This is a genomic window from Acidovorax sp. GW835-FHT14B10 (assembly GCF_058793725.1).
The window spans coordinates 140877-165875 of sequence record NZ_JBXAGC010000006.1 but is presented as its reverse complement, the minus strand read 5'-3'; the positions used below and the strand labels follow the sequence as shown (position 1 = coordinate 165875).

General features: G+C 65.0%; 28 protein-coding genes. 5 read left to right on the top strand and 23 right to left on the bottom strand.

Features of this window, described 5'->3' with window-relative positions; translation table 11 throughout:
• Positions 1-4 precede the first annotated feature (4 nt).
• A complete protein-coding gene (locus tag AC1Q5S_RS07190) occupies positions 5-220 on the bottom strand; it encodes a LysR family transcriptional regulator (RefSeq protein ID WP_492238570.1) in 216 nt (71 codons plus the stop codon).
• An 80-nt stretch (positions 221-300) separates the two neighbouring features.
• On the opposite strand from AC1Q5S_RS07190, the gene AC1Q5S_RS07185 reads away from it, so the two are divergent.
• Positions 301-822, top strand: coding sequence for a GlcG/HbpS family heme-binding protein (locus AC1Q5S_RS07185; RefSeq protein ID WP_455240167.1), 522 nt, complete (start codon positions 301-303; stop codon positions 820-822).
• Between the two features lie 38 nt (positions 823-860).
• Positions 861-2387 carry an MFS transporter gene (locus AC1Q5S_RS07180; protein WP_492238569.1) on the top strand — a complete coding sequence of 509 codons (1527 nt, stop codon included), beginning with the start codon at positions 861-863 and terminating at the stop codon, positions 2385-2387.
• Here AC1Q5S_RS07180 and mobH read toward each other — a convergent pair.
• The gene (gene mobH, locus AC1Q5S_RS07175) at positions 2329-4191 is read right to left on the bottom strand and encodes a MobH family relaxase (protein WP_454840385.1); all 1863 of its coding nucleotides are present in this window, start codon (positions 4189-4191) and stop codon (positions 2329-2331) included. The two genes, AC1Q5S_RS07180 and mobH, sit on opposite strands and share 59 nt — an antisense overlap.
• A 306-nt stretch (positions 4192-4497) precedes the next feature.
• Here mobH and AC1Q5S_RS07170 point away from each other — a divergent pair, with 306 nt between their 5' ends.
• From AC1Q5S_RS07170 to AC1Q5S_RS07160, 3 genes are read left to right on the top strand one after another with little or no spacing between them, the layout of a single operon-like run.
• Positions 4498-4815, top strand: coding sequence for a type II toxin-antitoxin system PrlF family antitoxin (locus AC1Q5S_RS07170; RefSeq protein ID WP_009876619.1), 318 nt, complete (start codon positions 4498-4500; stop codon positions 4813-4815).
• The gene (locus tag AC1Q5S_RS07165; RefSeq protein ID WP_009876618.1) at positions 4815-5273 is read left to right on the top strand and encodes a type II toxin-antitoxin system YhaV family toxin; all 459 of its coding nucleotides are present in this window, start codon (positions 4815-4817) and stop codon (positions 5271-5273) included. The genes AC1Q5S_RS07170 and AC1Q5S_RS07165 overlap by 1 nt, the downstream gene beginning before the upstream one ends.
• Positions 5274-5300: 27 nt before the next feature.
• The gene (locus AC1Q5S_RS07160) at positions 5301-5666 is read left to right on the top strand and encodes a DUF3742 family protein (protein ID WP_312483803.1); all 366 of its coding nucleotides are present in this window, start codon (positions 5301-5303) and stop codon (positions 5664-5666) included.
• Between the two features lie 27 nt (positions 5667-5693).
• Here the strand turns inward: AC1Q5S_RS07160 and AC1Q5S_RS07155 are convergent, their stop codons facing one another.
• From AC1Q5S_RS07155 to AC1Q5S_RS07055, 21 genes are all read right to left on the bottom strand, one after another.
• Positions 5694-7241 (bottom strand): conjugal transfer protein TraG N-terminal domain-containing protein, encoded by a 1548-nt coding sequence (locus tag AC1Q5S_RS07155; RefSeq protein ID WP_312483804.1) that lies wholly within the window; start codon positions 7239-7241, stop codon positions 5694-5696.
• A 15-nt stretch (positions 7242-7256) separates the two neighbouring features.
• Positions 7257-7601, bottom strand: coding sequence for a hypothetical protein (locus tag AC1Q5S_RS07150; protein ID WP_492238568.1), 345 nt, complete (start codon positions 7599-7601; stop codon positions 7257-7259).
• An 11-nt stretch (positions 7602-7612) separates the two neighbouring features.
• Complete coding sequence (locus AC1Q5S_RS07145; protein ID WP_492238567.1) at positions 7613-9010, bottom strand: integrating conjugative element protein; 1398 nt, start codon at positions 9008-9010, stop codon at positions 7613-7615.
• A gap of 9 nt (positions 9011-9019) precedes the next feature.
• Complete coding sequence (locus AC1Q5S_RS07140) at positions 9020-9967, bottom strand: TIGR03756 family integrating conjugative element protein (RefSeq protein WP_047350889.1); 948 nt, start codon at positions 9965-9967, stop codon at positions 9020-9022.
• Positions 9964-10410, bottom strand: a complete 447-nt coding sequence (locus AC1Q5S_RS07135) for a TIGR03757 family integrating conjugative element protein (protein ID WP_047350888.1) — start codon at positions 10408-10410, stop codon at positions 9964-9966. The genes AC1Q5S_RS07140 and AC1Q5S_RS07135 overlap by 4 nt, the downstream gene beginning before the upstream one ends.
• Before the next feature lie 158 nt (positions 10411-10568).
• On the bottom strand, positions 10569-11063 hold the full coding sequence (locus AC1Q5S_RS07130; protein ID WP_047350887.1) for a JAB domain-containing protein: 495 nt from the start codon (positions 11061-11063) through the stop codon (positions 10569-10571).
• 184 nt (positions 11064-11247) lie between these two features.
• Complete coding sequence (locus AC1Q5S_RS07125; RefSeq protein ID WP_047350886.1) at positions 11248-12012, bottom strand: DsbA family protein; 765 nt, start codon at positions 12010-12012, stop codon at positions 11248-11250.
• 13 nt (positions 12013-12025) lie between these two features.
• A complete protein-coding gene (locus tag AC1Q5S_RS07120) occupies positions 12026-14908 on the bottom strand; it encodes a conjugative transfer ATPase (RefSeq protein ID WP_009876609.1) in 2883 nt (960 codons plus the stop codon).
• Positions 14908-15348 (bottom strand): TIGR03751 family conjugal transfer lipoprotein, encoded by a 441-nt coding sequence (locus AC1Q5S_RS07115; RefSeq protein ID WP_003158644.1) that lies wholly within the window; start codon positions 15346-15348, stop codon positions 14908-14910. The genes AC1Q5S_RS07120 and AC1Q5S_RS07115 overlap by 1 nt, the downstream gene beginning before the upstream one ends.
• Positions 15329-16759, bottom strand: coding sequence for a TIGR03752 family integrating conjugative element protein (locus AC1Q5S_RS07110; RefSeq protein WP_455240163.1), 1431 nt, complete (start codon positions 16757-16759; stop codon positions 15329-15331). The genes AC1Q5S_RS07115 and AC1Q5S_RS07110 overlap by 20 nt, the downstream gene beginning before the upstream one ends.
• Positions 16749-17666 (bottom strand): TIGR03749 family integrating conjugative element protein, encoded by a 918-nt coding sequence (locus AC1Q5S_RS07105; RefSeq protein WP_454840393.1) that lies wholly within the window; start codon positions 17664-17666, stop codon positions 16749-16751. The genes AC1Q5S_RS07110 and AC1Q5S_RS07105 overlap by 11 nt, the downstream gene beginning before the upstream one ends.
• Positions 17663-18352 (bottom strand): PFL_4703 family integrating conjugative element protein, encoded by a 690-nt coding sequence (locus AC1Q5S_RS07100; protein WP_454840394.1) that lies wholly within the window; start codon positions 18350-18352, stop codon positions 17663-17665. The genes AC1Q5S_RS07105 and AC1Q5S_RS07100 overlap by 4 nt, the downstream gene beginning before the upstream one ends.
• On the bottom strand, positions 18349-18759 hold the full coding sequence (locus AC1Q5S_RS07095; protein WP_492238566.1) for a TIGR03750 family conjugal transfer protein: 411 nt from the start codon (positions 18757-18759) through the stop codon (positions 18349-18351). Before AC1Q5S_RS07095 ends, AC1Q5S_RS07100 begins: the two co-directional genes overlap by 4 nt.
• Before the next feature lie 12 nt (positions 18760-18771).
• Complete coding sequence (locus AC1Q5S_RS07090) at positions 18772-19131, bottom strand: TIGR03745 family integrating conjugative element membrane protein (protein WP_454840397.1); 360 nt, start codon at positions 19129-19131, stop codon at positions 18772-18774.
• A gap of 16 nt (positions 19132-19147) precedes the next feature.
• Positions 19148-19381, bottom strand: coding sequence for a TIGR03758 family integrating conjugative element protein (locus AC1Q5S_RS07085; RefSeq protein ID WP_003050225.1), 234 nt, complete (start codon positions 19379-19381; stop codon positions 19148-19150).
• On the bottom strand, positions 19378-19758 hold the full coding sequence (locus tag AC1Q5S_RS07080) for an integrative conjugative element protein, RAQPRD family (protein ID WP_247735634.1): 381 nt from the start codon (positions 19756-19758) through the stop codon (positions 19378-19380). Before AC1Q5S_RS07080 ends, AC1Q5S_RS07085 begins: the two co-directional genes overlap by 4 nt.
• Positions 19759-20219: 461 nt before the next feature.
• Positions 20220-20969: a TIGR03747 family integrating conjugative element membrane protein gene (locus AC1Q5S_RS07075; protein ID WP_047351277.1), complete on the bottom strand. Its 750-nt coding sequence runs from the start codon at positions 20967-20969 to the stop codon at positions 20220-20222.
• The gene (gene traD, locus AC1Q5S_RS07070) at positions 20966-23152 is read right to left on the bottom strand and encodes a type IV conjugative transfer system coupling protein TraD (protein ID WP_047351278.1); all 2187 of its coding nucleotides are present in this window, start codon (positions 23150-23152) and stop codon (positions 20966-20968) included. Before traD ends, AC1Q5S_RS07075 begins: the two co-directional genes overlap by 4 nt.
• Positions 23153-23156: 4 nt before the next feature.
• Complete coding sequence (locus AC1Q5S_RS07065) at positions 23157-23705, bottom strand: integrating conjugative element protein (protein WP_003460312.1); 549 nt, start codon at positions 23703-23705, stop codon at positions 23157-23159.
• A complete protein-coding gene (locus AC1Q5S_RS07060; protein ID WP_455240162.1) occupies positions 23702-24292 on the bottom strand; it encodes a transglycosylase SLT domain-containing protein in 591 nt (196 codons plus the stop codon). Before AC1Q5S_RS07060 ends, AC1Q5S_RS07065 begins: the two co-directional genes overlap by 4 nt.
• Complete coding sequence (locus tag AC1Q5S_RS07055; RefSeq protein ID WP_047351280.1) at positions 24274-24999, bottom strand: TIGR03759 family integrating conjugative element protein; 726 nt, start codon at positions 24997-24999, stop codon at positions 24274-24276. The genes AC1Q5S_RS07060 and AC1Q5S_RS07055 overlap by 19 nt, the downstream gene beginning before the upstream one ends.

The window sequence follows — 24999 nt, the reverse complement described above, 5'->3', positions numbered from 1 at the left end:
GTCGTCATAATCTGGTCGTCCTGCCTGGGGGAATTTGGGGTGGCCAAGGGTGGGGGAATTTGACCTGGCCATCGGGGAACAGCCGCGCCTGCAACAAGCGTTCGACTTCCTGAATCTGCGCAGTCAATGTCGGGGGAGATAGCCCAAGCTGCTCAGCAGAGCGTGAAAAGTGCAGATTTTCTGCAACCGTGACGAACGAGCGGAGATGACGGATGTCCATGGCTATCGAGTTTTCTATTCATTTTTACTGAATTATCTTAACAAACTGCTTTATTGAACTGAATTATCGGCCCTGCTTCAATGACAGAAATCTACTTTCATTGGAGTTTCGTGATGTCTCGTTTTTCACATCGGACAGCGGCACTTGCGCTTGCTGGCTCACTTGCACTGGCTTCGTTGCCGGCGGCCGCAGTCGAGTTGCCTAGCCAGCCGGTGCTCACCCTTGCTGCCGCACAACAGGTCCTCTCAGCTGCGCAATCCAAGGCACAAGCGTCTGGTTGGCCGTGCGTAATTGCCGTTGTCGACAGTTCCGGTTCGCCCATCCTTCTGCTTCGCATGGACAACGCGGCTGTGCCTGCAGGTGTAGAACTCGCTCCAGGTAAGGCGCGCACCGCTGCGCTCTTTCGACGTCCCAGCGGTGCGCTCGAGGATGCGATCAACGGTTCTCGACCTGCCGCCATCACTGCCCAAGGTTTCGTCCTGATGCGTGGCGGACTTCCTATCGTCGTCAACGGACACACTGTTGGGGCCATCGGAGTATCCGCGGACACCCCCCAGCATGATGAAGAAATCGCCCAAGCCGGCATAGCGGCACTCAAATAGCCGATCCCACGATGAATAATTCAGTTACCCGCCCCGCGATGAGGAAAGAGACCGCAATTCTCTTTGTCGCGTCAACCGGCTGCGCAATGACCGTCCTCGACACAAACGTCGTTGGTATCGTTCTGCCAACCATCGCCAGGGATCTACAGGCCTCGTTTGCCGAAGTGGAGTGGGTCATCAGTACCTATGTTCTATGCTTCGCAGCCCTACTCCTTCCCGCCGGCTCCATCGCTGACCGCTATGGCCGACGAAGGGTTTTTCTTTTCGGGATAGCACTCTTTGCAATTGCATCGCTGGCCTGTGGTCTGGCGCCTTCGGCACCGGGACTGTATCTGGCTAGGGCGGTTCAGGGAGTTGGGGCCGCGTTCCTTCTCGCCCCTGCCTTGGCCATCATCGGACACACATTCCACGATGAAAACGCACGTGGCCGTGCGTGGGCGATATGGGGTGGCATCATGGGGCTCACGATGGTCGTCTCGCCGCTGATTGGTGGAGCGATCAGCAGCGTGCTCGGCTGGCGCTGGGCTTTCCACATCAACCTTCCGATCTGTGTACTGCTTGCGATAGCGGTACTTACGCTGGTGGAGGAGTCGCGTGACCCAACACCGCGGACCTTGGACATCCCAGGAATCGTTCTCTTCACACTAGCAATGTTTAGTGTCACCTGGGCCCTGATCGTCGGACCCAGCCACGGTTGGATGAGCGGCCCAGTTTTGTTGCGAATTGCGGGCGGCCTGTTGTTGTTCGCTGTCTTTGTCTGGGTTGAACGGCGTCGCACTCATCCGATGCTCGATCTTGAGCTTTTCACGGCTTGGCCCTTCGTGGGAGCCGTGTTGGCGATGTTCGCCTACGCCTCGTCGGCCCAGGTCATGGCATCGCTGCTGCCGTTGTTTCTGCAAAACGGCCGTGGCAATGGAGCACTTGCGGCGGGGATCGGCATGCTGCCCTTTGCTCTTGCCATGCTGATTTTTCCGCAAGTCGGCCGGCGACTCTCGCCGTATTTGGACAGCTCACGCATCTTGACTCTGGGGCTCGCAATCGTTGCACTGGGGAACTTGACCATGATGTTCGCCGCCCGACAACCGGGAGAGTTGTTGCTGATCGTCGGGATGGCAATCTTGGGAACAGGTGGCGGGCTGCTCAACGGCGAAACGCAGAAGGCCATCATGGGCACGGTACCCAGGCATAGGGCAGGAATGGCATCCGGCATTAGCACTACGTCACGTTTCTCTGGAATTCTGCTCGGTTTTGCCGGACTGGGAGCGGTGCTAGCCAGTGGCGTACGCTCTGCGCTCGAACAGGCAATGGCAGCGGAGCGTTTGCCGGTAGAGCCTGGATTCGTCGACAGCATCGCAGCGGGAGATCTTGAGCGTGCCGTCGGGGCTTATCCACCCGACCTCGCGGCCACGATTACTTCGCTTGCACAGCATGGCTATAGCGCGGGATTCTCACACGCCTTTTTGACGGCAGCGATCATTGCGCTTGCTTCGGCGGTGGTCGTGTTCGTCACGATGCGACGCCGAGAGATAGGTACGGATTGTCAGGTGGGACTTCAACGAAGATGAGGTGGGGATCGGACAGAAGGTAACCATGTAAACGCCTTGACTTCCTGGGTCCTGTCACTTCACATGGCCAGATGTTTAGGCCATTGGGATGCTTGCGGTGCAGTTGCAGTTTCTCAAAGCGCTTCTGCACCCACTGCCAGTCTTGCTGCGCATCCTGCTTGGCAAGGGACTCCACCTGGGGGTGTTCCTGCGCATAGCGCTGGAACACCCCCGGACTGACCAGATAGGCCGTGTCGCTGACCGTATGCACGAGCGCCTTCGCATCGTTGATGATGAGCCGCCGCGAGGCGACTCCCTGTTTCAGCCATGCCATGAAATGCTCGCCGGATGGCTGTGCCCCGGAGGACGAAAGTGCCGCCGGGGGCGCGGGCGATGGTGGTGGCGCTGCGGCCCTCGCTGGCGTGAGAGCTTTGGGAGGTGTGGCAGGCGCCTTGCCTGAGACGAACTGCGCCTCTTCCTTGGCGCTGGACAAGTCGTCCATGCCCACCATCGCCAGCATGTCCTCCATAACGTCCGGCATGGGGTCGACTGCGGGCGGCGTAGCGGCGACGGTGCTGCCGCTCTCCCAAGGCGGCATCTCCTGGCCATCGAGGGACGGTGGTACACCGGCCACAGGCGGCGTGGCCGGCGCACCTGCGTCGTTCTCTGCGGGCGTCGCGTCGATCACTACCGTGCCCGCAAAGGGCGTTGGCCGCTCGCCGGATTCCCAGATCAGCGCGGGAGCGAGGCGCAACAGGGTAAATGAATGGGACCAGCCGGTCGCGCTGGTGACGCTCGCGCGCCAGACTGCCTTGCCGTCCAGCGTGGGCTGCAACATCCCATGGTCCTGCAACACGTTGAATACGGCGGTGTTGTTCGCCGGGATACCGTCGATGCCCTGGGACAGCAGATGCGCGCGCAGCTTGTCGGAGACCGTCTTGCTGACCAACCACAAAGCGTCTTCCGTGAGCCAGCCATCGGAGGCTTCCGGCTGGTTCAGCTTCAGCTCTTCCTTGAGCAGGTAGCGCAACCCGTCCAGCAGCTTGCGTTGCAATGCGTGCTTAGGTGCGGCCATGGCACGCGCCGGATCGCCGCCCAGTTCCTGCGCCACGGAGGCGCGATCGGCCTGCACGACGAGTTCGCCCAGTACCCCGGCATGCTCGTACTGGCCCGCCAGGACGTAGAGCAGCGGCCCCCACAATGCAGGGTAGCCACTGAGCCAGTCCAGAAGCTGGGCGTCCAGTAGTTGGCGATAGAGCAGGCCTGTCGCGGCACTGTGTAGCCGGTACTTGCGGTCCTCGCGGTAGCGGAAGCGGTACGGCTGGTGCAGGGGGCCGTGCCAGGGGTGCCAGGTGCTGCCGTCGGCCAGTTCGACGTGGAGATCGACGGCGAGCTTGCCGATGTCGTGCAGCAGCGCCGCGTAGGCGACGGCGGCGGTCCAGGCTTCGGATTGCGCCGCCTGGTCTTCGGGGGTGCTTCCGGCCGGCAGGAGGTGCGACTGACGCAGCTTGAGGGCGTAGGCAACAATCTCCAGGCCGTGGTCCAGCATGCCGCCGGGGTACGCATGGTGATGGGCCTCCGATGCGGGAAACTGCTGGACCAGCTCGGCGTAGCGCTCCAGCGGCATGCGGTACAGGGTGGCGAACTGTTTGCGCGACAGCGACGTGCGCTGCCAGATGTGCTCCAGTAGCTTCTGCCGGCGCGGTGTCGCCAGCAGCGATGCGGCCGACTCGGGCCGCAGCCGCCCTTTCGGGGGATCGGTGGCGGGTGTTGGCGGCGGAGCGGCAGCGGCCGAGGCCCGTTTTCGCTGGAACAGTGAGAGCATGTAGGGTGTCCTGGTGGCGGGCCGACCGGGAGGCCTTTTCGCCTTTTCGAGGTAGGGCCTTTCCCCTTGCACCCCATTCCCTTGCCCTTTCGGCCTTTTGGCCTTTAACCATTTGGGTATAGGGCGTGGGGCATTGACCGTCCACGGCCAATGCGGGATTCGGCGGGCCGGATTGATGCGTGAAGGCTTGGTGTTCCCGCCCTACGATGGGCCAGTTCTTGGACTCGGGAGGACGCCATGAGACCCCATATTGACATCGTAAGGAATATTCCTTACGATGGAGGCATCGCTATTAGGAGAACGGCCATGCCTGCCATTCATGAAGTTGCCACCCTGACCTCCAAAGGCCAGATCACGCTGCCCAAGCCCATCCGGCAGGCGCTCGGTGTCGATGCCGGCGGCAAGGTTGCGTTCGACCTGCGTGACGGAGAAGTCGTCGTGACCCGTGCCGACGCCGAGCACGAGGACCCCGCCATCGGTGCGTTCCTGAGTCTGCTGGCCCGCGACATCGAGGCGGGCCGGAACGTCCATGGCCTGCCCGAGGATCTAACTCGCGCCATGCTGGAGCAAGCGGGTCACGGCGTGAAGCTGGACGAGGAAATCGACGGCGAAGTGGAACTCTGATGCAACGGCATGGCTGGGCATTGCTGTTCCACGACTGTGTGATCGAGCAGTTGCAGAAGCTGCACGCAGCCGCACGGCGCGCGCAGGAGAACGACCCGGAGGGCTTCGAGTCCAACGCCAACGTCAAGCTCTTCCGGGCCTTGAACCAGTTGATATTAGATGTGGTGCCCGGTGATCCGGCACGCGACGAGTACCGCCAGGGCAACACCCTGGGGCTGGCCCACCGGCACTGGCGAAGGGCCAAGATCGGAAGGCGGTTCCGGTTGTTCTTTCGGTACGACTCGAAGGCCAAGGTCATCGTGTACGCCTGGGTCAATGATGAGCAGACCTTGCGGTCTTCGGGAAGCAAGTCAGATCCCTATGCCGTGTTCGAGAAAATGCTCGGGCGTGGGAATCCGCCAGACGATTGGAACGTATTGGTGCAGGCAAGCAAGCAGGATTGGAGCAAACTGGAATAGGCATTCCTCATGTAGCAGGAGACGACCATGAACACGACACCCCGCATCAGCACCGCAGAACGCCTCGGCCGCAGCGTTGGCCGTGGATGGCGCGCCTATGCGCGCGGCGAGCGCCGGCTTTCGTGCTGGCTTGTTCTGCAGGGCTTGCCGGCGCGTGTGGCTCAAGTACTGCTGTCGGCGATCAAGCTGAGTGTCCTTGGCGTGCTGCTCTACTTCGCTTTCTGGCTGGCCCTACTGGTGGTGTTTCTTGTGTTCGTGGCCCATGGTTACGATACCGATGATTTGGCGACGCCAGAGCCGGAATGGCGGGATGGCCATGTCGGTTTCGGTCTCTATACCGTAGATGAACATCGGATCGACCCGCACGACCCCAACGATCCCCAGAACACTTAGCCCTGAGCGCATGCAACAGAGGGCGTGCTATTTCTTCTTTCCGGGTGTCGTTGCCCACTTCATGGCATTGCCGAACGCCAGGTCGCCGGCCTTGCCGCCTGCGGCCCGGGCACCAGCGGTGCCCATCGTGAGGCCCTGTAACAGGTTCCCGACAGCGTAGCCAGCCCATCCCAAGGCTGTCACCCAGAACAGGGGCAGTACGATGAACATTGTTGCCATCACGAAGTTCAGCAACATATCGCCGAAGGCATTGTTGAGCCCCATGACGGGGTCGAAGTTCGAGTGGGGCCGGTTCCACCCCCAGCCCCAGCCGTAGAGTGCGTCCAGGATCGTGCTATCGATCCAGCGAGCCAACTGGAACCAGAAGTCCACGAAGAACAGCGCGAACTGCACCACCGATGCAGTCATCACCGTCTTGAGGCCGTAGGTTCCGACCACGAGCACCAGTGGGATGCAGATGACCAGGGCCATCTTCAGAAGCGACAACACCATCGGCAGAGCCTGGCGTAACGCGTCCATGGCGGGGAAGTAGCCCAGTGATCCGATTGCCAGGCCAACATCGCTCGCAGCTCGGGTGACGATGTTCGGGTCGGTCTTTTCGATCTGGCCACCGTAATCTGTATAGACCGATCCCTGGTTGAGCTTCTGTTGGCGAGGCGAGGCGATGGCGCGGATCACCGAGTCATCTACCTCAGCCCGGCTCAGGAAGCCAGCCCAGCCCGCCAGGCGATTCAGCAGGCTCGGGTCCACCTGGCCCAGCAGCCGCGCGCGCAGTCCGTTGCTGCCGTCGGACCACCACTGCCTGCAGGTCGGGTAGCCGCCACCATTGGCAACTTGCGCGAGCCCAGCATCGCGGGTGTCGTCATAGGGCCATGCCTCGCGCGCCGTACTGGAGCGGTAGCTGTCGTAGTAGCCACCCGTGTCCGTGAAAAAGCGCGAGCCAATCCAGGTCACGTCTTGCATCTGCTGCTCATCGAGATCCGGGCGCTGCATGAACAGCTTGGCGCGCGCCGGTCCGTAGCAGTCCCGAGAAAAATCCGCCACCTCTTGAGCCAGCACCGGATCGTCGATACGGGTTGCATCGATCTCCATCCGCATCTGCCGCAGATCTGTGCCGCACGGGATCGCAGCCACCGAGGCGCTCGTGACGGCGCGCGAAAGCGCGTGCATGAAAGCCCACCAGACCGGAACCTTCGCCGACTGGTTGTTGATGCTGCTGAAGGACTGCGACCAGCCCGTCTCCGTTGGCTGCGGCACGCTGACTTGGCACTGCGCCGAGCGCGAGCTGTCGTACTGGATAGTGTTGAGGTCGACATCGATGAACGGAATACCGGCGAACATGACGACCACGATGGCCACAAATACTCGGTTCTCGATGCGCGCCGCCGAGAGCACGCCCTTGTTGCCTTCGTCGGCGCCCTCCGCTCTGGCCTTGAGCCATTCCTGGATGACGATCGCCACAAAGGGCAGCGCAAACACCCCGCTGGACACCAGGACGGCCCAGATGCCGTTGTTGACGATCCAGGACACGAGGGTGAGGTAGTACTCCAGGTAGTCGGTCGTGAAAAGCGTCATGGCCTCGATCTCCCCTCAAGCGGCCTGCATCAACAGGCTGGCTTCGAGCGCCACAATGGCAAGGACGCCGGCGACCTCTGCGCGGATCAGCCGACGTCGCGCCTGCGTGTTGTCTTCGCGGGCCAGCAGCCGACGGCGCATCCAGACCCATCCATAGGCCGTACCGCCGTACAGGCACAGTCGCCAGATGAAGAAATACCCTGCGGACGCGGCCAGCCACCGCTCCCAGGCCGCGACACTGCCGACCAGGTAGATGCCCGCAACGTTGGCCCCTACGGCGGCGGCCACGACCAGCACAAGCCATAGCAGGGTTTTCGCCGCGTGCCGGCTGAACAGCCAGCGTAGTGGACGCCAAGTCATGCGAGCCTCGCTCATGGCCGACCTCCCGGATTGCCCTTCTGGAGTTGGTCGAGACGGTCGGGCACCGGATCACCCTCGTAGATGCCACGCGAACCCGACGCGCGCGTGCTATGGCGCTGAATGATGGCCATGGGCGAGTTATTCGCCAGTTCGCGCCGTAGCTCCAGTTCGGTCTTGAGGTTGCGGATTTCGCGGTCGAGCGTATCGCTCTCCTTGTTCACGCCCTCCACCGCAAGCTCGTTCGCCGCGACGTTGGGCTCTTTCTTGCCCGTGAGCAGCGTGCGCTGTAGCAGCAGCGCCTTCTCCAGCACTGAGGACAGCGCGACCTCGGACGCCAGGCGCTGCGACAGCAGGTGCTGGTCTGGCTCGTCGCGCAGCGCCTCGATCACGCCGCGGGTGATGGGCAGCGATGCACTGCCAGCCTCGCGCAGGTTCTCGGGCGTCGTGTTCTTCGCCTTGGACACCAGATCCTGGAGCGCCTGCAGCTTTGCGTCGTATTCTTCCTGGATCAGCGGCGTCAGCCCTACGCCGGGCGTCGTCTCGGTCTTGGTGCAGGCATCGCAAGTGCGCTGTTCCTTCTCGCCGAGTACGCGCGTGGCCCACTCGACGGCGGCCTGCGGCGAGGTCCAAGTCTGGCACGAGAGACTGCTACAACTGGTCGGTGCGATGGAGGACGTATCGGTCACGCTGCGGCCGTTGACCAGGTTGTAGCCGGCGCGGGTGACATCGCCGACGACCTTGATCGCGGGCTGGCCGGAGCCCCCCGCGTTGCTGCCCCCGACCCACGGCACACCGTCATTGCCGCGGCGCGTCTCGGCCTGCTCGATGGCCGAGACCGCATCCGTGCTCGACACCGCATCGCGCAGCGCCAAGCCTTCTGCCATCTGGCTCCAGCTGAGTTGCCCGCCCGCCGTCTCGGCCATCTTCTCCGCCATGGCACGGCACGTCAGCTTGGAGCGGTCGAAATCGAGCCGTGCCTGCAGCACGCCATTGGTGAGCAGGTTGTAGAGGCCGGGATCGGCCCGCTGAATGATCAATGCCGGCAACGACGCCACCGCGCTGGTGGCGCTTTGGATCACCGATGACATGATTTGCTGGAAGCCGTTGGTGACGCCGTTGAGCTGATTCTTCAACGTGGTCTGGATGCTCATGTCACCGCAGATCAAGTTGCTGTTCCAGCCCACGCCGACCCCGAGAGAGCGCATGCCAGCCGCACGTCCCATCGACACGGCGTTTCCGCCGCCGATCGAGTACATGACGTCATCGCCGATGACACTGCCGCCGGTCTGGTAGCCCAGTTGGCCCCAGGCCACACCGCTCGTCAGCGCGAGCGCACCGGCCACCGCCAGGACGATCCTCGTGCGACGTACCCGGCGGGAGAACGGATTGAATGCAGGACGGAACTTCATGGCACCACCTCAGAGGAAATCGACGCTGCCGAGAAACACCTGGCCCCGGCGTTCGCAGCAGGCATACGGCCGCCAGAGCGCCCAGGCGTAGTCGCCTTGCTGGGCTTGCGTCAGGGAGCCATCGCGGGGGAACACCGCGCAGGACGAGGACAGGACAGGCGTGAGTTCCTGCCACTTGCCCGTCGAGGCGTCGCTCTCCATGAGCGCGCCAGCCGGCCAGTAGCCATCGCGGGAGTTGGCGAGCAGCGGCTGATAAACGTGGATCTGCCCCCGGCGCGTGACGACATCGCCTGCGCGCTGGGCCACCACTGCACCAGCCTTGTGGTCGTCGGTCTGGTGCAGGAAACCCCCGCGGGGATACACGTTGCCCCAGAGGTTCATCGTGGTGCGTGCGCCGACCTCACGCATGCCGGGAATCAGCGCCTCCGGGTAGGCCATCTCGGGCACGTTGTAGCGCCAGGCCAGCGTGTCCAGCGTGCTGAGCAGATACGGCATGAAGGCTGTGCCCGCGCCTTGGCAGAAATAGCCCGACGACGAAGCGAACTGGTTGAACACCTCGGCCCCCGGGTGGCCGATGACGTCCGCGTTCTTGAACTTGGCGAGGTTGTTTTCGTGGTCCTCGTTCGTCGTTCCGTCCCCGCCGGCTTGGGCGGATGGGTTGGGCGTGCTCATCGGCCGGACTTCGATCCAGGGGTTTTCGCCGGTGTTGCTGTAGCTGGAGACGACCGCATCGGGGATGTAGTGGCGGACCTTGATGGACGTGCGTACCGTACAGCCCGTCCAGGTGCAGTAGAGCCAGTAGCAGATCCCGGCGACGCGGTATTCGAGGCAGTCTGGCGATGCCACCGAGCCGACGATGGTTGCGGTGTTGAGCGCGTAGCTGCCCGTGGCGCTGAGCAGCAGAACGGACGCCACGCCAGCACGCAGGCGGCGCATCAGGTCGAATGGGCGGGTCACGGCTGGGCCCTCCAGTGCTGCTCGATGCGAGCGACTGCGCGGGCCACATCCGGTTCGCCATAGACGACGTAGCGTTGATCCACCACGACGGCCGGGACGCTGGTGATGCCCAGGCTCCATGCGTCGGTGACGCCCTGGTAGGCGGAAGCGATGCGGCGTTGGAGATCGGTGCCGCCGCTGTTCAGTCGGCGCTTGACGATGGCGGTCGCCTGCTCGGGTTCGGCGGGCAGTTCCGCAGAAAGCTCCGCTTCAATCCGGTGCGCTTCGTCCAGCTCGATCAGCCGCTCGCCGCCCATGGTCTTGACCGGATGGCGGCTGTCGGTGATGACCAGCACATCGGCAGCGAATGTGGCCGGACTGAAGACACCCAAGGACACCGGCAGTGCAACGGCCAGGCCAAGGGCTCGCCAGCTTGGCGCGAACCTGGGAAAAGATGCTGGCATGACACGTGCCCCGGAAGTTGATCAGGGCCATAGTCAAACGCCGAATCCGGTGCAGCCCCCACAAACAATGCGCATCGCGGACACCCCGCATACCTGCTTGCTTCGGGGCAAGGAAGAAACGGAGGCCGAAGCCCCCGTTGTGATCAATGAACGATGCGCTACAGCAAGCTGTGCTCCGCGAAGGAGTACGGAATCCCCTGGCCAACGATGATGTGATCCAGTACCCGAACATCGATCAGCGCCAGCGCTGCCTGCAGTTGCTGGGTCAGCGCACGATCGGCGCTCGACGGCTCAGTGACACCCGAGGGGTGCTGGTGCGCGAAGACCACTGCGGCGGCTTTCAGCTCCAATACACGCTGCACGACGACACGGGGATAGACCGCAGTCGAATTGATCGTGCCCCTGAACATCGGCTCGTAGGCCAACACTTGGTGCATGCTGTCCAGGAAAACGATTGCGAATACCTCGTTGGGCTCAGCGACCAGTTTTAGACGCAGGTAGTCCCGCACGGCGGCCGGTCGGCTGAGGCACGGTCCGACTTTGAAGATCCGTCTCTCCAGCAGCGCGATAGCCTGCTGGATGATCCAGTCCTCATGCTGGGCTGCGACAGCGGAAAGCGACTCCACGCAGGAGTCATTGACGACGAGAGACATGGCGAACCTCCGGATGATGAGATCAGAGGGCGCACGCCCTGGGAGGGCAAGCCCTCCTGGGGATGAGAACAACGGAACAAGGTGCATCCACCACCACGCAGCGGTGATTGTTCGCGGCCAGGATGCGGAGAGAACGGGGAGCGGTCAGCGCAGAAGACTGCGCCGTAGCCTCAAGGACCGCGGGCTACCTGGGCATGTCGCCGACAACGTCGGCAGGCATTTCGGTGGCGGGTGTGGCGGGTGGTTCATCAGCGGACAGCATGTCCATGGCCGACAGCAAGGCATCGCCTTCGATCGGTCCCTGCAGCAGGATGGACTGGCCCATCTGGCGATCGAGCAGGCGCAGCGACGGCGTGGCCGTCACGCCGCTTTTCGTGGCTTCCGCGGCCTGGGCGCGGATGGCCGCGTCGACCCGCTCGCTTGCCATGCACTGCTCGACGGCCGGCGTCGATTCGGGGTAGCGCAGGCCATCGGGCAGTCCCAGGCCGTCGCTGCGCGTGTGGGCATAGACCCACTCGACGGCTCGCCAGAAGGCAGCATGCCCGCCGGCTTCGGCGACGCACTCGACCAGACGCGCCTCGGCCAACGCGGCCGGCTCGTGCGCAGCCAGCGGCTGGTGGTGCCATTGCAGGGTCACGTCGGCGTTGCTGCCGACCCAGCGCTTGAGCTGCGGGAAGTACTCCCGGCAGAACGGACATTCCAGATCGGCATAGAGCGTCAGTGTGAAACGGCCCTCGGGGTTGCCCATTTTCCAGGGCGGCCCGGCCATCTGCGCCGTGCTAGCCGGCGTGGGCGAATGCGATGAGGATTCGCCGGGCGACCGGGACACGAGCCAGATCAGCAGCAGCGCGACCAGCGCAGCAGTCAAGGCCCAAGGCCAGCGGGGCCGCCTGTGGCGACGGCGGAACGCCTGGACTTGTATCGGAATGGAAGGACGCTTCTGCTCCATGGTGTTCTCCGGCTTACGACAGTTCCAAGGCCGGCGACTCGATGCCGCGTGCCTGGTCGATCTTCTCGGCGACCTTGAAAGCTGCTTCCAGCTCGGTGCAGCCGTATTGCTGCATGAGCTGGTAGCGCTCTGCCTTCTCTTCGGGTTCGGTTTGCGCGAGCGCGAGGTACAGGCTCGGCGGCACGGCGCGGAACAGCACTTCCATGCTCTTGGAGAGGATGACGCCCTCGGTGAATTTCCCCGCCTCTTTGCGCGCCGAAAGCATCAGCGCCTTCTGCGCGGGCGAGAGTTCGCGGAACCGGGCGATCTTCTCCACCTCGTCCGGCGGCATCGACAGGCAGATCCACCACTCGATCATGTTGAGCATGGGTTCCGCGGCGCGAGGCAGATCGTCTATATTCTGCGTCGCGAGCCAAAACCAGGCACCCAACTTGCGCCACATCTTCGTGATCTTCACGACGTAGGGCGCGAGCAGCGGGTTCTTGGTGATGATGTGCCCTTCATCGGTCACGTTGATGATCGGGCGGCCCAGGTACTGGTCGCGCTCGGCGATGTTGTTCACCGTGCTGATCAGGCTGATGTAGGCGATGGAAAGCTGCGCGTTGTAGCCTTCGCGGGCATAGGTCGCCAGATCGACCAGGGTGATGTCGGCCTCGGGCCACGGCGTGCCGTCGCGGTCGAACATTTCGCCATCGGTGCCTTGACAGAACATGTCCATGGCATCTGCCATCTCCAGCAGCCGCACGCGCCGCATCTCTGGCAGCGTTGGGTCCTGGCCGCGCTCGCGCAACGCGTTGCGCACGTCGCGCGTGAGCACCGTGCGCTTCTCGGCCACGCAATGCTCGGCGGCGTCGAGGATGCACTGGCGGATGAGCGAGCGATCGGCCCGCGTCATCCGGGCCTCTTCTTTATCCTCGCCGCCGGTGATCATCAGCCGTGCGGTGATTTCCAACTCGCCGAGTACGTCGCGCTGCTCGTCCGCTTCCATGGCCGATGCATCGGGTGGCATGTCCTCGTCCAGCACATCGGCATCCAGCGTCTGCACGTCGCTCGGCGTTTCGATCAGCCGACGCGCGTCGGCGAACGGCGCCAGGCTGATGCCCGAGCCTGGGGCCAGCTTGACCCGGTTCACAGTCAGGCCCAGGCGCTTGGCGAAATCGCTGAACAAGCCGAAGCTGTTGCCGGCTTCCACGATGAAGAGGCGCGGCCGGTAGATGGCCGTGACCTGGTTCAAGAGGTTGTTGAGCGTTGCGCTTTTGCCGGAGCCGGTGGGGCCGAACAGGAACAGGTGCGCGTTCATCTGCCGATCCAGGCGGTTGAGCGGGTCAAAGGTGATCGGCCCGCCGCCTCGATTGAAGAACGTATTGCCCGGATGGCCCGTGCCCTGGCTGCGGCCCCAGGCCGGTGAGAGGTTCGCCACGTGCTGGGCGAACATCAGTTGGGTGAACCAGTTCCGTCGATCCTGGCTCGGGTTGTAGCAGCACGGCAGCCAGCGCAGATAACTGTTCAAAGGCGCGACTTCATCGTCCTCGCGCACGGGCTGCAAACCGGCGTTAAGCATCACGTTCGCCAGATCAAGGCCGCGCCGGTCCAGTTCGGCTTCATCCCGGCCGCGCAAATAGAACGCCAGTGTTCCCCGGTACAGCTTGTGCGCGCTGCCGATCAGCGAGCGGGCCTCCTGCACATCCTTGAGCGTCTGTTCCGATGCCAGTGTTTCGCCGACTGCCTTCTTCGCCAGGTGGTTCAGGTGCGATTCGAGGATGTCCTGGGGTGTCGCCACCATGGTCAGACACATCGTCGTGTCCTCGGGCATCTGATCGAACAGCGTATTGATCGCATCGCCTTTGCGAGTTTCGCCAGTCAAATGCCCCGTGCCGGGCGGCATGCGCAGCCGGTCAGTGACCAGCACACGATGCGGCATGCCGTCGAAGTGCCAGGTGCCGTGCTCCGCGTCCGAACGTGGCTGGCTGAAGAAAAGCCGCTGGCTGAAATCCCGTCCGCTCGCCAGCTCGATCTCACCGTCTTCTGTCTCGTCGGGGTAGCGTGCCAGCGCATAGAAGCGTTCGCGGTCCTCGACCCCAGGGCCGAGCAGCGTGGGACGCGGGTTAAACCACCGCAGTAGCCAGTCATGGACGTCGGCCGCGACCATGCGCCGGGCCTGGATGCCGGCGTTCGCCAGCCCGCCACACAGGCGATCACAGACGATGTTCAGCATCTGCTCGGGCGTCTGGCCGCGGCGGCTCGCCTGCCCGGTGGCCCGGCGATAGACGACCATGCGCACGCGCCGCGTCTGGCCGCGCCAACGCAGCCGCGTGACCACCGTGTCCTCGAACAGTCCGCCCGGCTTCGCTACCGCGCGCAGGTGGTGTCCGAAGAAGCGAAGGTAGAACTCGGTGAAAGCCGTATTGCGGGCGCGCGGCTGCACGTAGTCGCGCAGGGTCTGCATGTACTGGTCGAAGCTGGGTTCGTCCTGGGCGTAGAGCTGGAGTACCCAGGGGTTCTCGTCCAGTTCATCGAACGAGTCCTGGAGCGCGTTCTCCAAGGCGTCGCGGGCATGCGCGAGCCAGCCGGGTTCCCGGCCCTCGGTGCCCAGCGGCACCAGCTCGTAGAATGCCGCGACCGATTGCCCGTCTTCCAGCAGCATGGACTTCGAATCGGGCAGGAACTCCACCCAGGGCAGGAATTCCGCGAACGACGGCGCGACGTCGTACAGCGCCTGCTCGTCGGCCACGGTCGCCGGCCTGCGGCCATGGACCGCCGTGCCGGGTTCTGGGATGCCGGCCTGGCGCAAGGCCTCGACGTGGCGCTGCCAGCCCTCCGGCCGCTCGTCATCGCCTGCGCCGGATGCGGCCAGCTTCGGCGCGGCCGACTTGTGCCAGGGGAGTTTCCAGCGCATCAGTAGTCCTCCACGCGCTCGCCCGGCATGGCGTACTGCACGCGCTGGTACAAGGGAAAAACCGTCGTATAGCCCGGCACGGGCACGGGGTCCGTGCCTGCCAGGTGCGGGTACACGTACATCACCAGGTCGGGATTCGGCAGGCGCTGGAACTGGCGATAGACCTCGTTGCGCGCTGTGCGCGTGTAGCGCATCTGCTCGGCGGGCGCGGCCTGTACATCCATCTCGGTCAGCGGCCGGCGCAGGCTCTGGCGCGCGTCGAGCAATTGCCTGCGTGCCACCTGGCCGGCGCCACCGCCGCCGTCACCGGCGTTCTGCTGCCAGATGTCCATCATCGTGCTGTCGCCGTGGGGCAGCAGCTTTTCTTTGCTGGTGGCGCAGCCGCCGAGCACCGCGACGGCAAGGGCCAGCGCCAGGCCCTTATTCAAGTTCGAGAGCATGGCTTTCTCCTGCACGGTGATCGACCTTGCGACCTTCGGGATCGAAATCGATGGCGAGCGGCTTTTCGAGGTGGACGGCGACCTTTGCGCCGGGTTGGACATAGACGGCGGCGAAGGCCTGGCCGTACAACTTGTTCACCCAATCGGCCATGTCCCGAACGCCGCCGGCCAGGATGCGGCCCACGGCTTCGTTGCCCGAGATGCCGACGCTTCCGATGGAGCCATCGGCGCCCACGTAGGACATCTGACCGCTGTCGCTGTCGATGAGCGAGGCGACGCCGGCACCCGCCGCGGTGATCAGCGCCTGTGAGCCGAGGTACTGCTGGGCGTTGCTGCGCCGCTCTCCGCTGACGCAAGGAATGCCATACGGGTCGCTGATCCAGCCCAGGCCCCCACTTTGAGAGTTCTGCTGCTGGTTGTTCTGCTGGTTGCCGTCGCGGTCTTCGGGAATTGTCCGAATGGTCCCGTCATGGAACACAAAGGTGATGCTGCGCACCTGGCCGCGCACGCAAGAGAGCGTCCAGTCGCCCGAGGCCGTGCCGGAAAACACGGCGCCCGCCACGTCGGGAATGTCGATACCGTTTGCCGTGAGATTGTCGGGACCGACCAGGACTTTGAACGGATACGGATCGTTGACCGTACCGTCGATCGGCACGCGGCCGATCAGCGCCGTCATTGCCACCGATCCCATCAGCGTCGAGTTGGTCGGCACCGTATAGACCGGCTTGGCGCTCTTGACGCCTGCGGCGCGGGCGCCCGCGTTCGCCACGGTTTGTGCCGTGGTTTCCAGCGTGCTCTGCGCAGGGCCGAAGCTCGTCGGAAAGCTCATGCCGCCACCCGTGCCACGACTGCCGTTACGCCCATCAGCGGGCTTCGCGTCGTCCGGCTCGACCCAGCGCACGCCGCCTTCCATGCCTGTCTCGTCGCCGTTACGCAGTCCCAGGCCCACGGGTAGATCGGCGTGGCCGCCGCCGCGCCCGCCGATGCCTTCCAGGCGCCGCTGCAGGTCGGCGAGCAGTCCCTCGGTCTGCTGGCGTTCGCTGGCTGCCTGCTGCTGGTCGCGGCGCAGGTTGGAGCGCTCGGTCTCCAGCGCCGAATTGATGCGCTGGTCGATCGAGTTCTCGCGTTGGCGCAGGCGCTGGTTCTCTTCGCGCTGGGACTTGTTGTCGGACAGCGCCGTCTGCAGTTCGGTGCGCAACTGCTTCACCTGCGCCACGAGCGTCGCCACGGTATCGCGGGGGGTATCGCCCTCGATGCCCAGCGCCTTCATTTCCTCCGGCGTGAGCTTGGCGCCGGCATCCGCAGCGGGCGGCGCCGACGAGCCTCCACCCGAAAACAGCCGGATGGCGACGAACAGCACCAGCAGGGCCACGGGGATCATTAACCACTTCAGGAGTCCGTTACTGCGCATGGCGGGCCTCCTTGTCGTCGGTGGCCTCGGCTTCGGGCTGCGGCAGATGCACGGCTGGGTCGAAGCGGTTGATCGCCGGCAGCAGCGATTGCGCGAGGCCGTGCCCCCGCGTCACCAAGTACAGGACGGTCGTGTCCTCTGGCGTCCCGCGCGGGCCGACTGCTTCGTGCTGGAAGGTGGCGGTGAGGAAATCGCCCTGCAACACGCGCGGGTCGAGGGTGATCCAGCCGCCGCTGCTATTGGTGAGGCGCACGGCTGTGACCCACTGGTCTTCCAGACGCCACGAGGCGAGCGCAACTGCGCGCACCGGCAGCGTCGGCACCAGCGTGCCGAGGTCGAGATCGCGGCGCAGGTTCACCCGCATGACGCCCGGCAGCGGCTCCACGGTGCGCAGCGGTGCGTAGAGGTTCTGCGCGGCGAAGCGCGTCAGCACGACCGGAACCGGGGTTTCACGCCGCGCTGCCCGCGCGCCTGCCTGGTCCTGGGCGCGCGCCGGGGCGTCGTCTGCTCCGTCGGCTTGATCGCCATAGCGCGTCGGGGCGCTGTCGCCCTCGACGATGCGCACCGGCTCCAACTCGGCTTCGCCGTCCTTGGCCGGCTCGGCCGCGATATCGAGCAGAATCAGCGCGCCCGTGTCGGCATCCTGCAATTGCAGCCGTGTGGGCTCGATCGGCTCGCTCGCGCGCAGGTACACCGCGCCGCCCGCACTCTGCACCCGCAAGCGCTCGCCGACGCCCGCGGGCACGCCCACGCGGACGTTCCGGTTGATAAACACGACGCGCTCCTGCCCGACACGCAGGGGCACGGCCAGGGGCATGCGTTCCCAGCGAAGGATCTCCACGGCCTGGGCAAAAGGAGCCGAGGCGACGGCCAGCAGCCCCAGCAGTGCGAGTACAAGGTGCTTCATGGGGTTTCTCCTTGAGGCGCTTGCGGAGACAGGCCGCCAGGTGCCGGGCGCGACGGCTCCGGTGTGCTGATGCGCTGGGGCGCACCCTCGTAGCAGTCGAGCGCCAGGCCAAACGGATTGCGAGCGGGATCGATGTCCACCCGCGTGACTTTCACGGGGTAGCGCACCAAAGCCCGCTTGACTTGTTCCGCCCCGTAGTACTCGTCTGCGGTGATGTCCAGCGTCACCACCCAGTCGCGGTCGGACACCACGCGCACGCGCGCCGTGGGGTCGTCACCGTAGCCGCGACCGGGGATTTCGTAGATGCCGCGCACGCGCTGACGCAGCTCGCCCGTGGAGCGGCGATAGTCGTAGTCCGCTCGCAGGAGGGCCTGGCAGGATGGGGTGAGGTACGGCGAGAGCGTGTGGAGATTACGCGCATAGTCCTCTTCGCCATTCGTCGGCCAGCGGTTGAGGGTCTGAAACACGTAGAACGTGAACGCATAGACCGATTCGGGCGGCACTTCCCACCACTTGCGGGTACTGCCGGAGCGCAGATCAGGCGGGACGTGGATGGTCAGGTCGCGCGGAGCGCTCCACCAGCCGCCGCCCATGACCAGGGCGACGATGACCAGCGCGCCAACACCCAGGCGAAGCGTCTTGATGTGCGCCTGCAGATGGGTGATCTCGTTCTTGAAGCGGCTCATCGTGCCCCCCTTGCAGCAGACCTTCGGGTGGTCCAGAAGCCGGAGCGTGAGATCAGCGCATGGCCGCCCACCCAGCCCGCCACCAGCGGATAGCGCGTGGCGGTGCGCCACTGGAGTTGCCGATACAGCCAGGTGTCGGGACGCCCACGCTTGAGGCGACGCAGGATGCCGCCCCCGATGAACACGCCGAAGGCCACGCCCAGCACGACGAACGTGGGCGCGAGCGCGATCGTGCGGAACACCCAGGACAGCGGCGCACCGACCAGCAGGCCGGCGGCGCCGGACAGGCCGCAGCAGATCCACAGCTCGTCGGCGGTGAGGCCGCGCGCGACAACGGGATGGCGGTTGAGCCGGTGCGGAAGGAACGTGACCGTCCCGTCAGCACGGACGTGCTGCTGCTCGGACATACCGGCCTCGCCTTACAGGATGCCGGTGGCTTCGGTGAGCAGCCAGATGCCGATCACGAGCAGCACCGCGCCGATGGCGACCGTGAGGCCGAATTGGCCCCAGGTTTTGCGACCAGTGTGGATTTCCGCGTAGGTGCCGTAGGCGTGGTAGCACACGCCAATGAACATCGACGCCACAACCAGCAGGGCCACGAGCATGATGATGTCGTAGCCGTAGTTCCTGATCGTTTCCATGATGCCGTTGCCCGTGCCGCGGGTCGGGTTCTCCAGTTGCGGCAACCCCTGCGCGGACGACAGCGCGGGCAGCGCGGCGGCGCCCAGAGCCACGGTGGCGCGCTGGACAAAACGGGAAGTGAGGATGCGGTTTTGCATGGTCAGGCCTTTCAGGTCAGGAGAGGAGGAAGAAACTCAGGACGAGGTACATCGCGACGAAGCGGATGCAGACGCCGAGGAACTGGCGCTGGTTGAGGCGGCTCTCGGACCACCCCACGTAGGCCGTTCGGATGGCCCAGACGCCCCAGACGAGCAGGACCGCGAACACGACGCCGACCAAGACGGTCGCCATCGCGGAAGGCGCGATGCCGCTGTTGGCTTGAAATGCCGAGACCTGGGCGCCGTTCATGGCTTGGCCTCCGCGGTCGTCGGCGATGGCTCGACGGCCCGCTCGGTGCGGTAGTCGCCGGCCAGTTCGGCGGGGTCGCGCGGCTGAGCACGCGAAGGAAAGAGGTGCGCCTGGATGCCGGCGCGTACGCGCGCTAGGTCAGCCAGCAGCCGCGGGTAATCGAAGTGGTAGCGCTCGCCCGGCTGGACGGGAGCATGCGCGGCGCTGTCGGCGACGGTGCGCTCCAGCGCGTCGAGTTGGCGCAGCGCCGCGACCAATTCCTGGCGCTGCGCGGGGGGCTCGGCCAACGCCATCGGGGACTGGCCCAGCAGGAGGGCCGTCACGAGAAAAGTGGGCACGCCGCGATGCGCGGCACGCAACCAGGTTGAAGCCACCATCGCGCCATTCCTGTGTGATCAGCAATGGCTCGATCGTGGAGATCAGGGCTGCTTTAGGCCGCAAACAATAGGAACCCGCGGATGACCGGATTTATGGGAGATATAGACTCCCCGATCGGGAAGTGACTCACTCAATACTCGCAAGCCCTATGTTCCTTCTGACGCTCACAGCACTCGCAGTCTTGGCGCTATTCGCGCCAACGTATTTCTGGCTCCTGTCCGAGCGGTGCTACTACTGGCGACATCCGATCGCATGGGTCTTTGACGATGCGATGGTGCAAGGCATCGAGATGCCTACGGAGGTCCTTCTTTCTCCACTGCCCAACAGCGACTTTTCTTGGCAAGGACAAAGGCGCCAGGCAGAGCAGCTACGCTTGCACTACCGGGTTCGTAAACTGAGTGGGCGCCAGCGCAGTGCGTTGATGTAATTCATGCTGACGCCGTTGGCAGACCCGAAGGGGTTACAGGTACTTCTTGAAACTGCCTGCGGTCAGGCTCACGGCCAGTCCCAGCAAGGCGGCGCTCGGCAGCAGGATCACCAGCGGATGCACCGAGATCGGCAGCGCCAGGTACGTGACCCAGGGCAGCACAGCCAGCGGCATCAGGCTGGCTTTCGCGCGGTGGTAGATGAAGCCCGATTCCCGGCCCGCACCGAAGCGCCGCACGTCCCTCCGCACTAGGCCGTCGATCAGGCCGACGAACGCCGCAGTGAAGATCAGCGGCAACGTGAGCACCAGGACCAGCAGGCGCACAAGGAAGGTCAGCGTCGTGAAGGCTGCGGCGATCAGGTAGCTCTCGGTCCAGACATAGGCCTGGCTGATGTAGTAGCGAAAGTTGCGTGCCTGCCCGTGGCTGGGTGCACGGGCGCGCTCGGCGGTCTGGCTCATGCGCTCCAGCAAGCCCGAGCGCACGAACACCCATTCGTATCCGGTATCCACCAGCTCGTGCGCCGTGCGCCCCGGTTCCTGCACGACCACGCTGCGCGTGAAGTGGTTGGACAGGTGCCCCAACTCGTACTGCAACATCTGCTGGGAGTGTCGCCAGCCCTCGTCCTTCCAGAACAGGTGCATTCCGACGCACTCCACGACAATGGAGAACAGCAGCGAGCCGATCAGCACCCCCAGCAGCCGGAACGGCAAGGTGATGGTGCCGACGATCAGGCCTTGGCGCTGGTTCTGCTCCCGCTGCGCGGTCGAGGCGGCATCCTTCATGGCGAGGCCTCATTGCCGGCGCTGTCGTCGGTGACCACCGGGCCAGGTTCGGCCGCAGCGGCATCATCCAGCAGGTCGTCGGGCAAGGCCCCGTCCTGCAACGCCGGGGAACTGGTGAACGCCCACCACTGCGTGGCCTCGCTGTAGCTCTGGCGCATGTAGCCCGCCAGTTGTTGCAGATCCTGCGGCATGACCTCATCGGGGTCCGGTGCCGGCAGCGGCATGCGAGCCTTCCAAAGCTGGCCGCCCTGCAACAATGCGAAACACTGGCCCTTGGGTAAGGCGACGACGTGCGACGGCTCGATCATCGGCACGCTGGACATGCTGATGCGGTCCTGAGTGTTGGACGTGAAATCCGTCGCCCCGCGAATGTCCGAGCTGTCGGTCGCGCCGCTGACGATGGTGGTCGTATAGACCTCGACCTTCGGTAGTTGCCGGGTCAGCAGTTCAGCGGTCGCGGTCTCGCGCACGCGCAGCATGAACAGGTTGTTGAAGTTGCCGATGACCTGACCGGCCTTGGCGCGGTTGCCAATGCGGGCCTCAATGTCCGAGAGGGTCTGCGTGTACGCGGTGACTTGCAGCCCGGCGCCACCACCTTTGTTGATCAGCGGAATGAACTCGTCGCCCATCAACTCGTTGAACTCATCGGCATGGACGTTGATCGGCACGCGCGTGCCAGCCGATGCGCCCGGCAGGCCGTCATCGATCCCGTGCTTGTAGATATGGCCTGCCACCGAAACGAGATCGCTGAACATCGAGTTGCCGACCGCTGCGGCGACCTCGGCATCGGATAGCGCGTCCAGGCCCACATAGACGACTGCGCGCTTTCGGATGACCTGCATCCAATCGAAGATCGGGCGGGGGTCGGCCAGGTCGGAATAGTTCGGGGCCAGGAGCTGCGCGATCTTGCCGCTCGTGAGCTTTTCCAGCAGAGGCAAGAGGCTGGCGACGATCTTGTCGAAATACGTCTTGTCGTACCGCACGGCAGAGCGCAAACCGTCCAGCACAGGGTCGTAGTTGCGGGCTTGTGACAGGTACTGCTCCAGCGCCACCACGCGCTTCTCGCGCCCAATCATGTTGCGCGGGATGTTCTTCTCGTTGAGCTTGGCCTCGATCTGGACGATCACCTCCCAGGCTTTGGGCTCGGTCTTGGCGAAGTAGTGCTGGGCGTACTCGATGAACAGCGCGTCGATGTTGATGACATGCCGCTGGATCAGCATGTAGTCCGGACGCTGCCCCAGTTCCACCAAGGCGCGGGCGATGATGTTGACGAAGCGCCAGGCAAATTCCCTGAAAGCCGCCGAGTTGCCTTCACCGGAGAGTTGCCCTGCAATGCGGGTCGCCACCTCGCTGATACGTCCAAAGCGCCCCACGGCGTTGTAGCGGGCGGAAATGTCCGGCCAGCCCAAATGGAAGACATAGAACTCGCCCTCGCGGCCCGCGCGTTGCGCCTCGACGTACATCCGCTTCAGCAGATCGGCATCCCCTTTGGGGTCGATGACGATCACGACCTCGTGCTCTCCCGCCGCGTTCTTTCGCCGGATGTCCTGGGTCACGAACAGTTCGGCCAGCCGCGTCTTGCCCACGCGGGTTGTCCCCAAGACCAATGAGTGCCCGACGCGCTCGCCGAGCGGCAGGCTGACGTCCACCTCCTCGGGTTCGATGCCGTGCAGCCGAGGCAGTCCGCCCACGGGCGGCAGCGGGCGCACTGGGTTGAAAGGCACGTCCCAGCCGGTGAGTTTCGGCAGCCGGGAAAGCGGGAACCGCGCGAACTCCAGCCGTTCCTCCAGGCGCCGCGTCAGTCGGTAGGCCGGCGTCGGCTCGACGTAGCGCCGAAACTCCGGCCGGTATGTCTGCATGAGCCTATGGGTGTGTTTCTGCTCCCACAAAAAGCCGCGCCCCACAAACAGACGTTGCTGGCTGACCGGCACGTCCTTGCTGGTCATCACGTAGCGCGGCAGGCGGCGGATGTTGCGCCGGTAGCGCAGGATGACGCGGGCATCGCGGTAGCGGATCGCGCCATAGGCCCCGAACGCCAACGCGCTGCCGACACCCATGGCGGGGCTCAGCGCGAGCGACCACGGGGCCACCAGGGACAGAAACGCGGCGCCCGCACACGCCGCGACGGTATATAGCTCCACCGCTGGGCGAAGCAGCACCTCGACCGGCTGTTTCCCCGACATGGCTTCATTGCTCGATGCCGGTGGCCGTGATCAGCGCCGGGTAGTGCCGCAGGCCCAAGCGCTCGGCCAAGTCGTCACCGGACACGGGCGCGAGGGGGACGCCGGGTGCCAGTGCGCGCAGCCGCTCCAGGCCCTGGACGGTCTCGACGTTGACCACCAGACCGACCGCGCCGCGCTCGCGCAATGAGGCTGCATGGCGGCGCAACCAGGCCTGGGAAGCCTCGTCGTCGCCCACGACCACAAAGGGACGCAGGCCCGGCGCCTCGATCACCCGCCGCGCGACGGTGCCGGACGTGAGCTTGGCGCTACGCACCGGCAGCATCGCGGCCTCGTCCGCCGGTGTGGCAGGGATCTGAGGCGCCGGGACGGGCGACCGGGCCGGAGCGTTGGCGCGCGGCTGAAGGTTCAGGGCTTCGTAGTACGGCAGCGCCGACGTGCCGCCACGGTCTTCGACCACGATCAGCGGCTCGCCGGCACGCGAGGCCAGCGGCAGACCAGCCAGCAGCACGAGCAGGCCTTTCGCCGCGAGATGGGCTAGATGGGATTTCGTCATGGGGAGGTCTCCTGGCGCGCGGCGAGGACCGCGGCGGTTGGGTGCGTGCCCTGCACGCGCGCGAGGTGGCGGGACACGCTGCGGCGATAGCGGGCAGCGGGCTCACCGCCCGCCGGACGGTGGTAGCGGCCGATCGCCAGCAACCAGTCCTCACCGGCGGTGTGCTGCTCCTTCAGAATCTCGGCAGCGATGGCGAGGTTGCGGTACGGGTCGAGCAAGTCGCACGCGCTGGCGTAACGCTGCTGTTGGTAGCCGAGGTTGATCTGGCCCAGGCCCACGTCGATGCGCGTGTGCGGCGTGGAGCGCATCGCCTGCTGCAAACCGGCGCAGGCGTCGGCGCGGGTCGCGTAGCGGCGCGACTGGCCGGCGACGTTGAGGGACCAAGGCCACGGGACGATGCGTCCGTTACGCCGGATGCCGCTCTCCTGCAAGGCCACGGCGTAGAGCACCGTCGAGGGAATGCCCGCGCGCTGGGCGGCAAGCTGGTAGGCCGGTGGCGGAACCTCCTGCGCCTGGGCGGCGCAGGCGCAGAGGCCAGCACCGAGCACCAGAGCGCGCAACGGCGCCGTCAGGGTTGGCGCTGCCATTGGCCGTTCACTTCGCGCACGACCGCAGGCAAATCGCCGGGCAGGCCCAGCGACAGCCAGCGGCCGCCGTCGTGGTTGAGCGTGATGCTGCCGCTACGCACCCGTGCCGCGTCGATCTGTGCGCGCTTGGCCCAGTCGCGGATGCGCGCGTCGTCCTGGCGGCTGCCGACCATGTACAGGTCGAACTCGGTACCCGAGGATTGCAGGCGCCGCACGAGCTGTCCGCAGGCCACGCAGCCGTCCTTGACGAACACTGCCATGCGGCCGCTGCCGCGCACTGCGCCGGCGCTGGGCTTGTCGTCAGGCAGGTTCACCCGCTGCATGTCGGGGTTCAGGCGCTGCCAGGCTTCGTCATAGGCACGTTGATAGGCAAGCAGCTTCTCGACGCGGCGCGCTTCGATTTGCACCTGCAGTTCTGCGTAGCGCCGCCGTTCCTCGTCGGTGCGGGCCTCGATACCCAGGGCGGACAGCGGGTCCAGGTTGGGCGAGTAGATGCCTAGCGGCCCGTCCATCAACTCGCGATAGCGCGCCCATTCCTGCGGTTGCAGGCCCCACCCGCTTGCTACCTGGTCGCCCGGGGTTCGGGTGACCAGCGGACGCTCCTGGCTCTGCGCATTGCGGGCCGGGGCGGTGGCCGGCTGCTGCGCCCAGGCGGGCAACTGGGCGGATGCCAGCAGGAGCGCGGAAAGGATGATCGACGGCTTCAT

Excerpts from the sequence above, each read along its gene's own strand:
- AC1Q5S_RS07190 (WP_492238570.1), bottom strand. The coding sequence starts at position 220 with ATGGACATCCGTCATCTCCGCTCGTTCGTCACGGTTGCAGAAAATCTG.
- AC1Q5S_RS07185 (WP_455240167.1), top strand. The coding sequence starts at position 301 with ATGACAGAAATCTACTTTCATTGGAGTTTCGTGATGTCTCGTTTTTCA.
- AC1Q5S_RS07180 (WP_492238569.1), top strand. The coding sequence starts at position 861 with ATGAGGAAAGAGACCGCAATTCTCTTTGTCGCGTCAACCGGCTGCGCA.
- mobH (WP_454840385.1), bottom strand. The coding sequence starts at position 4,191 with ATGCTCTCACTGTTCCAGCGAAAACGGGCCTCGGCCGCTGCCGCTCCG.
- AC1Q5S_RS07170 (WP_009876619.1), top strand. The coding sequence starts at position 4,498 with ATGCCTGCCATTCATGAAGTTGCCACCCTGACCTCCAAAGGCCAGATC.
- AC1Q5S_RS07165 (WP_009876618.1), top strand. The coding sequence starts at position 4,815 with ATGCAACGGCATGGCTGGGCATTGCTGTTCCACGACTGTGTGATCGAG.
- AC1Q5S_RS07160 (WP_312483803.1), top strand. The coding sequence starts at position 5,301 with ATGAACACGACACCCCGCATCAGCACCGCAGAACGCCTCGGCCGCAGC.
- AC1Q5S_RS07155 (WP_312483804.1), bottom strand. The coding sequence starts at position 7,241 with ATGACGCTTTTCACGACCGACTACCTGGAGTACTACCTCACCCTCGTG.
- AC1Q5S_RS07150 (WP_492238568.1), bottom strand. The coding sequence starts at position 7,601 with ATGACTTGGCGTCCACTACGCTGGCTGTTCAGCCGGCACGCGGCGAAA.
- AC1Q5S_RS07145 (WP_492238567.1), bottom strand. The coding sequence starts at position 9,010 with ATGAAGTTCCGTCCTGCATTCAATCCGTTCTCCCGCCGGGTACGTCGC.
- AC1Q5S_RS07135 (WP_047350888.1), bottom strand. The coding sequence starts at position 10,410 with ATGCCAGCATCTTTTCCCAGGTTCGCGCCAAGCTGGCGAGCCCTTGGC.
- AC1Q5S_RS07130 (WP_047350887.1), bottom strand. The coding sequence starts at position 11,063 with ATGTCTCTCGTCGTCAATGACTCCTGCGTGGAGTCGCTTTCCGCTGTC.
- AC1Q5S_RS07125 (WP_047350886.1), bottom strand. The coding sequence starts at position 12,012 with ATGGAGCAGAAGCGTCCTTCCATTCCGATACAAGTCCAGGCGTTCCGC.
- AC1Q5S_RS07120 (WP_009876609.1), bottom strand. The coding sequence starts at position 14,908 with ATGCGCTGGAAACTCCCCTGGCACAAGTCGGCCGCGCCGAAGCTGGCC.
- AC1Q5S_RS07115 (WP_003158644.1), bottom strand. The coding sequence starts at position 15,348 with ATGCTCTCGAACTTGAATAAGGGCCTGGCGCTGGCCCTTGCCGTCGCG.
- AC1Q5S_RS07110 (WP_455240163.1), bottom strand. The coding sequence starts at position 16,759 with ATGCGCAGTAACGGACTCCTGAAGTGGTTAATGATCCCCGTGGCCCTG.
- AC1Q5S_RS07105 (WP_454840393.1), bottom strand. The coding sequence starts at position 17,666 with ATGAAGCACCTTGTACTCGCACTGCTGGGGCTGCTGGCCGTCGCCTCG.
- AC1Q5S_RS07100 (WP_454840394.1), bottom strand. The coding sequence starts at position 18,352 with ATGAGCCGCTTCAAGAACGAGATCACCCATCTGCAGGCGCACATCAAG.
- AC1Q5S_RS07095 (WP_492238566.1), bottom strand. The coding sequence starts at position 18,759 with ATGTCCGAGCAGCAGCACGTCCGTGCTGACGGGACGGTCACGTTCCTT.
- AC1Q5S_RS07090 (WP_454840397.1), bottom strand. The coding sequence starts at position 19,131 with ATGCAAAACCGCATCCTCACTTCCCGTTTTGTCCAGCGCGCCACCGTG.
- AC1Q5S_RS07085 (WP_003050225.1), bottom strand. The coding sequence starts at position 19,381 with ATGAACGGCGCCCAGGTCTCGGCATTTCAAGCCAACAGCGGCATCGCG.
- AC1Q5S_RS07080 (WP_247735634.1), bottom strand. The coding sequence starts at position 19,758 with ATGGTGGCTTCAACCTGGTTGCGTGCCGCGCATCGCGGCGTGCCCACT.
- AC1Q5S_RS07075 (WP_047351277.1), bottom strand. The coding sequence starts at position 20,969 with ATGAAGGATGCCGCCTCGACCGCGCAGCGGGAGCAGAACCAGCGCCAA.
- traD (WP_047351278.1), bottom strand. The coding sequence starts at position 23,152 with ATGTCGGGGAAACAGCCGGTCGAGGTGCTGCTTCGCCCAGCGGTGGAG.
- AC1Q5S_RS07065 (WP_003460312.1), bottom strand. The coding sequence starts at position 23,705 with ATGACGAAATCCCATCTAGCCCATCTCGCGGCGAAAGGCCTGCTCGTG.
- AC1Q5S_RS07060 (WP_455240162.1), bottom strand. The coding sequence starts at position 24,292 with ATGGCAGCGCCAACCCTGACGGCGCCGTTGCGCGCTCTGGTGCTCGGT.
- AC1Q5S_RS07055 (WP_047351280.1), bottom strand. The coding sequence starts at position 24,999 with ATGAAGCCGTCGATCATCCTTTCCGCGCTCCTGCTGGCATCCGCCCAG.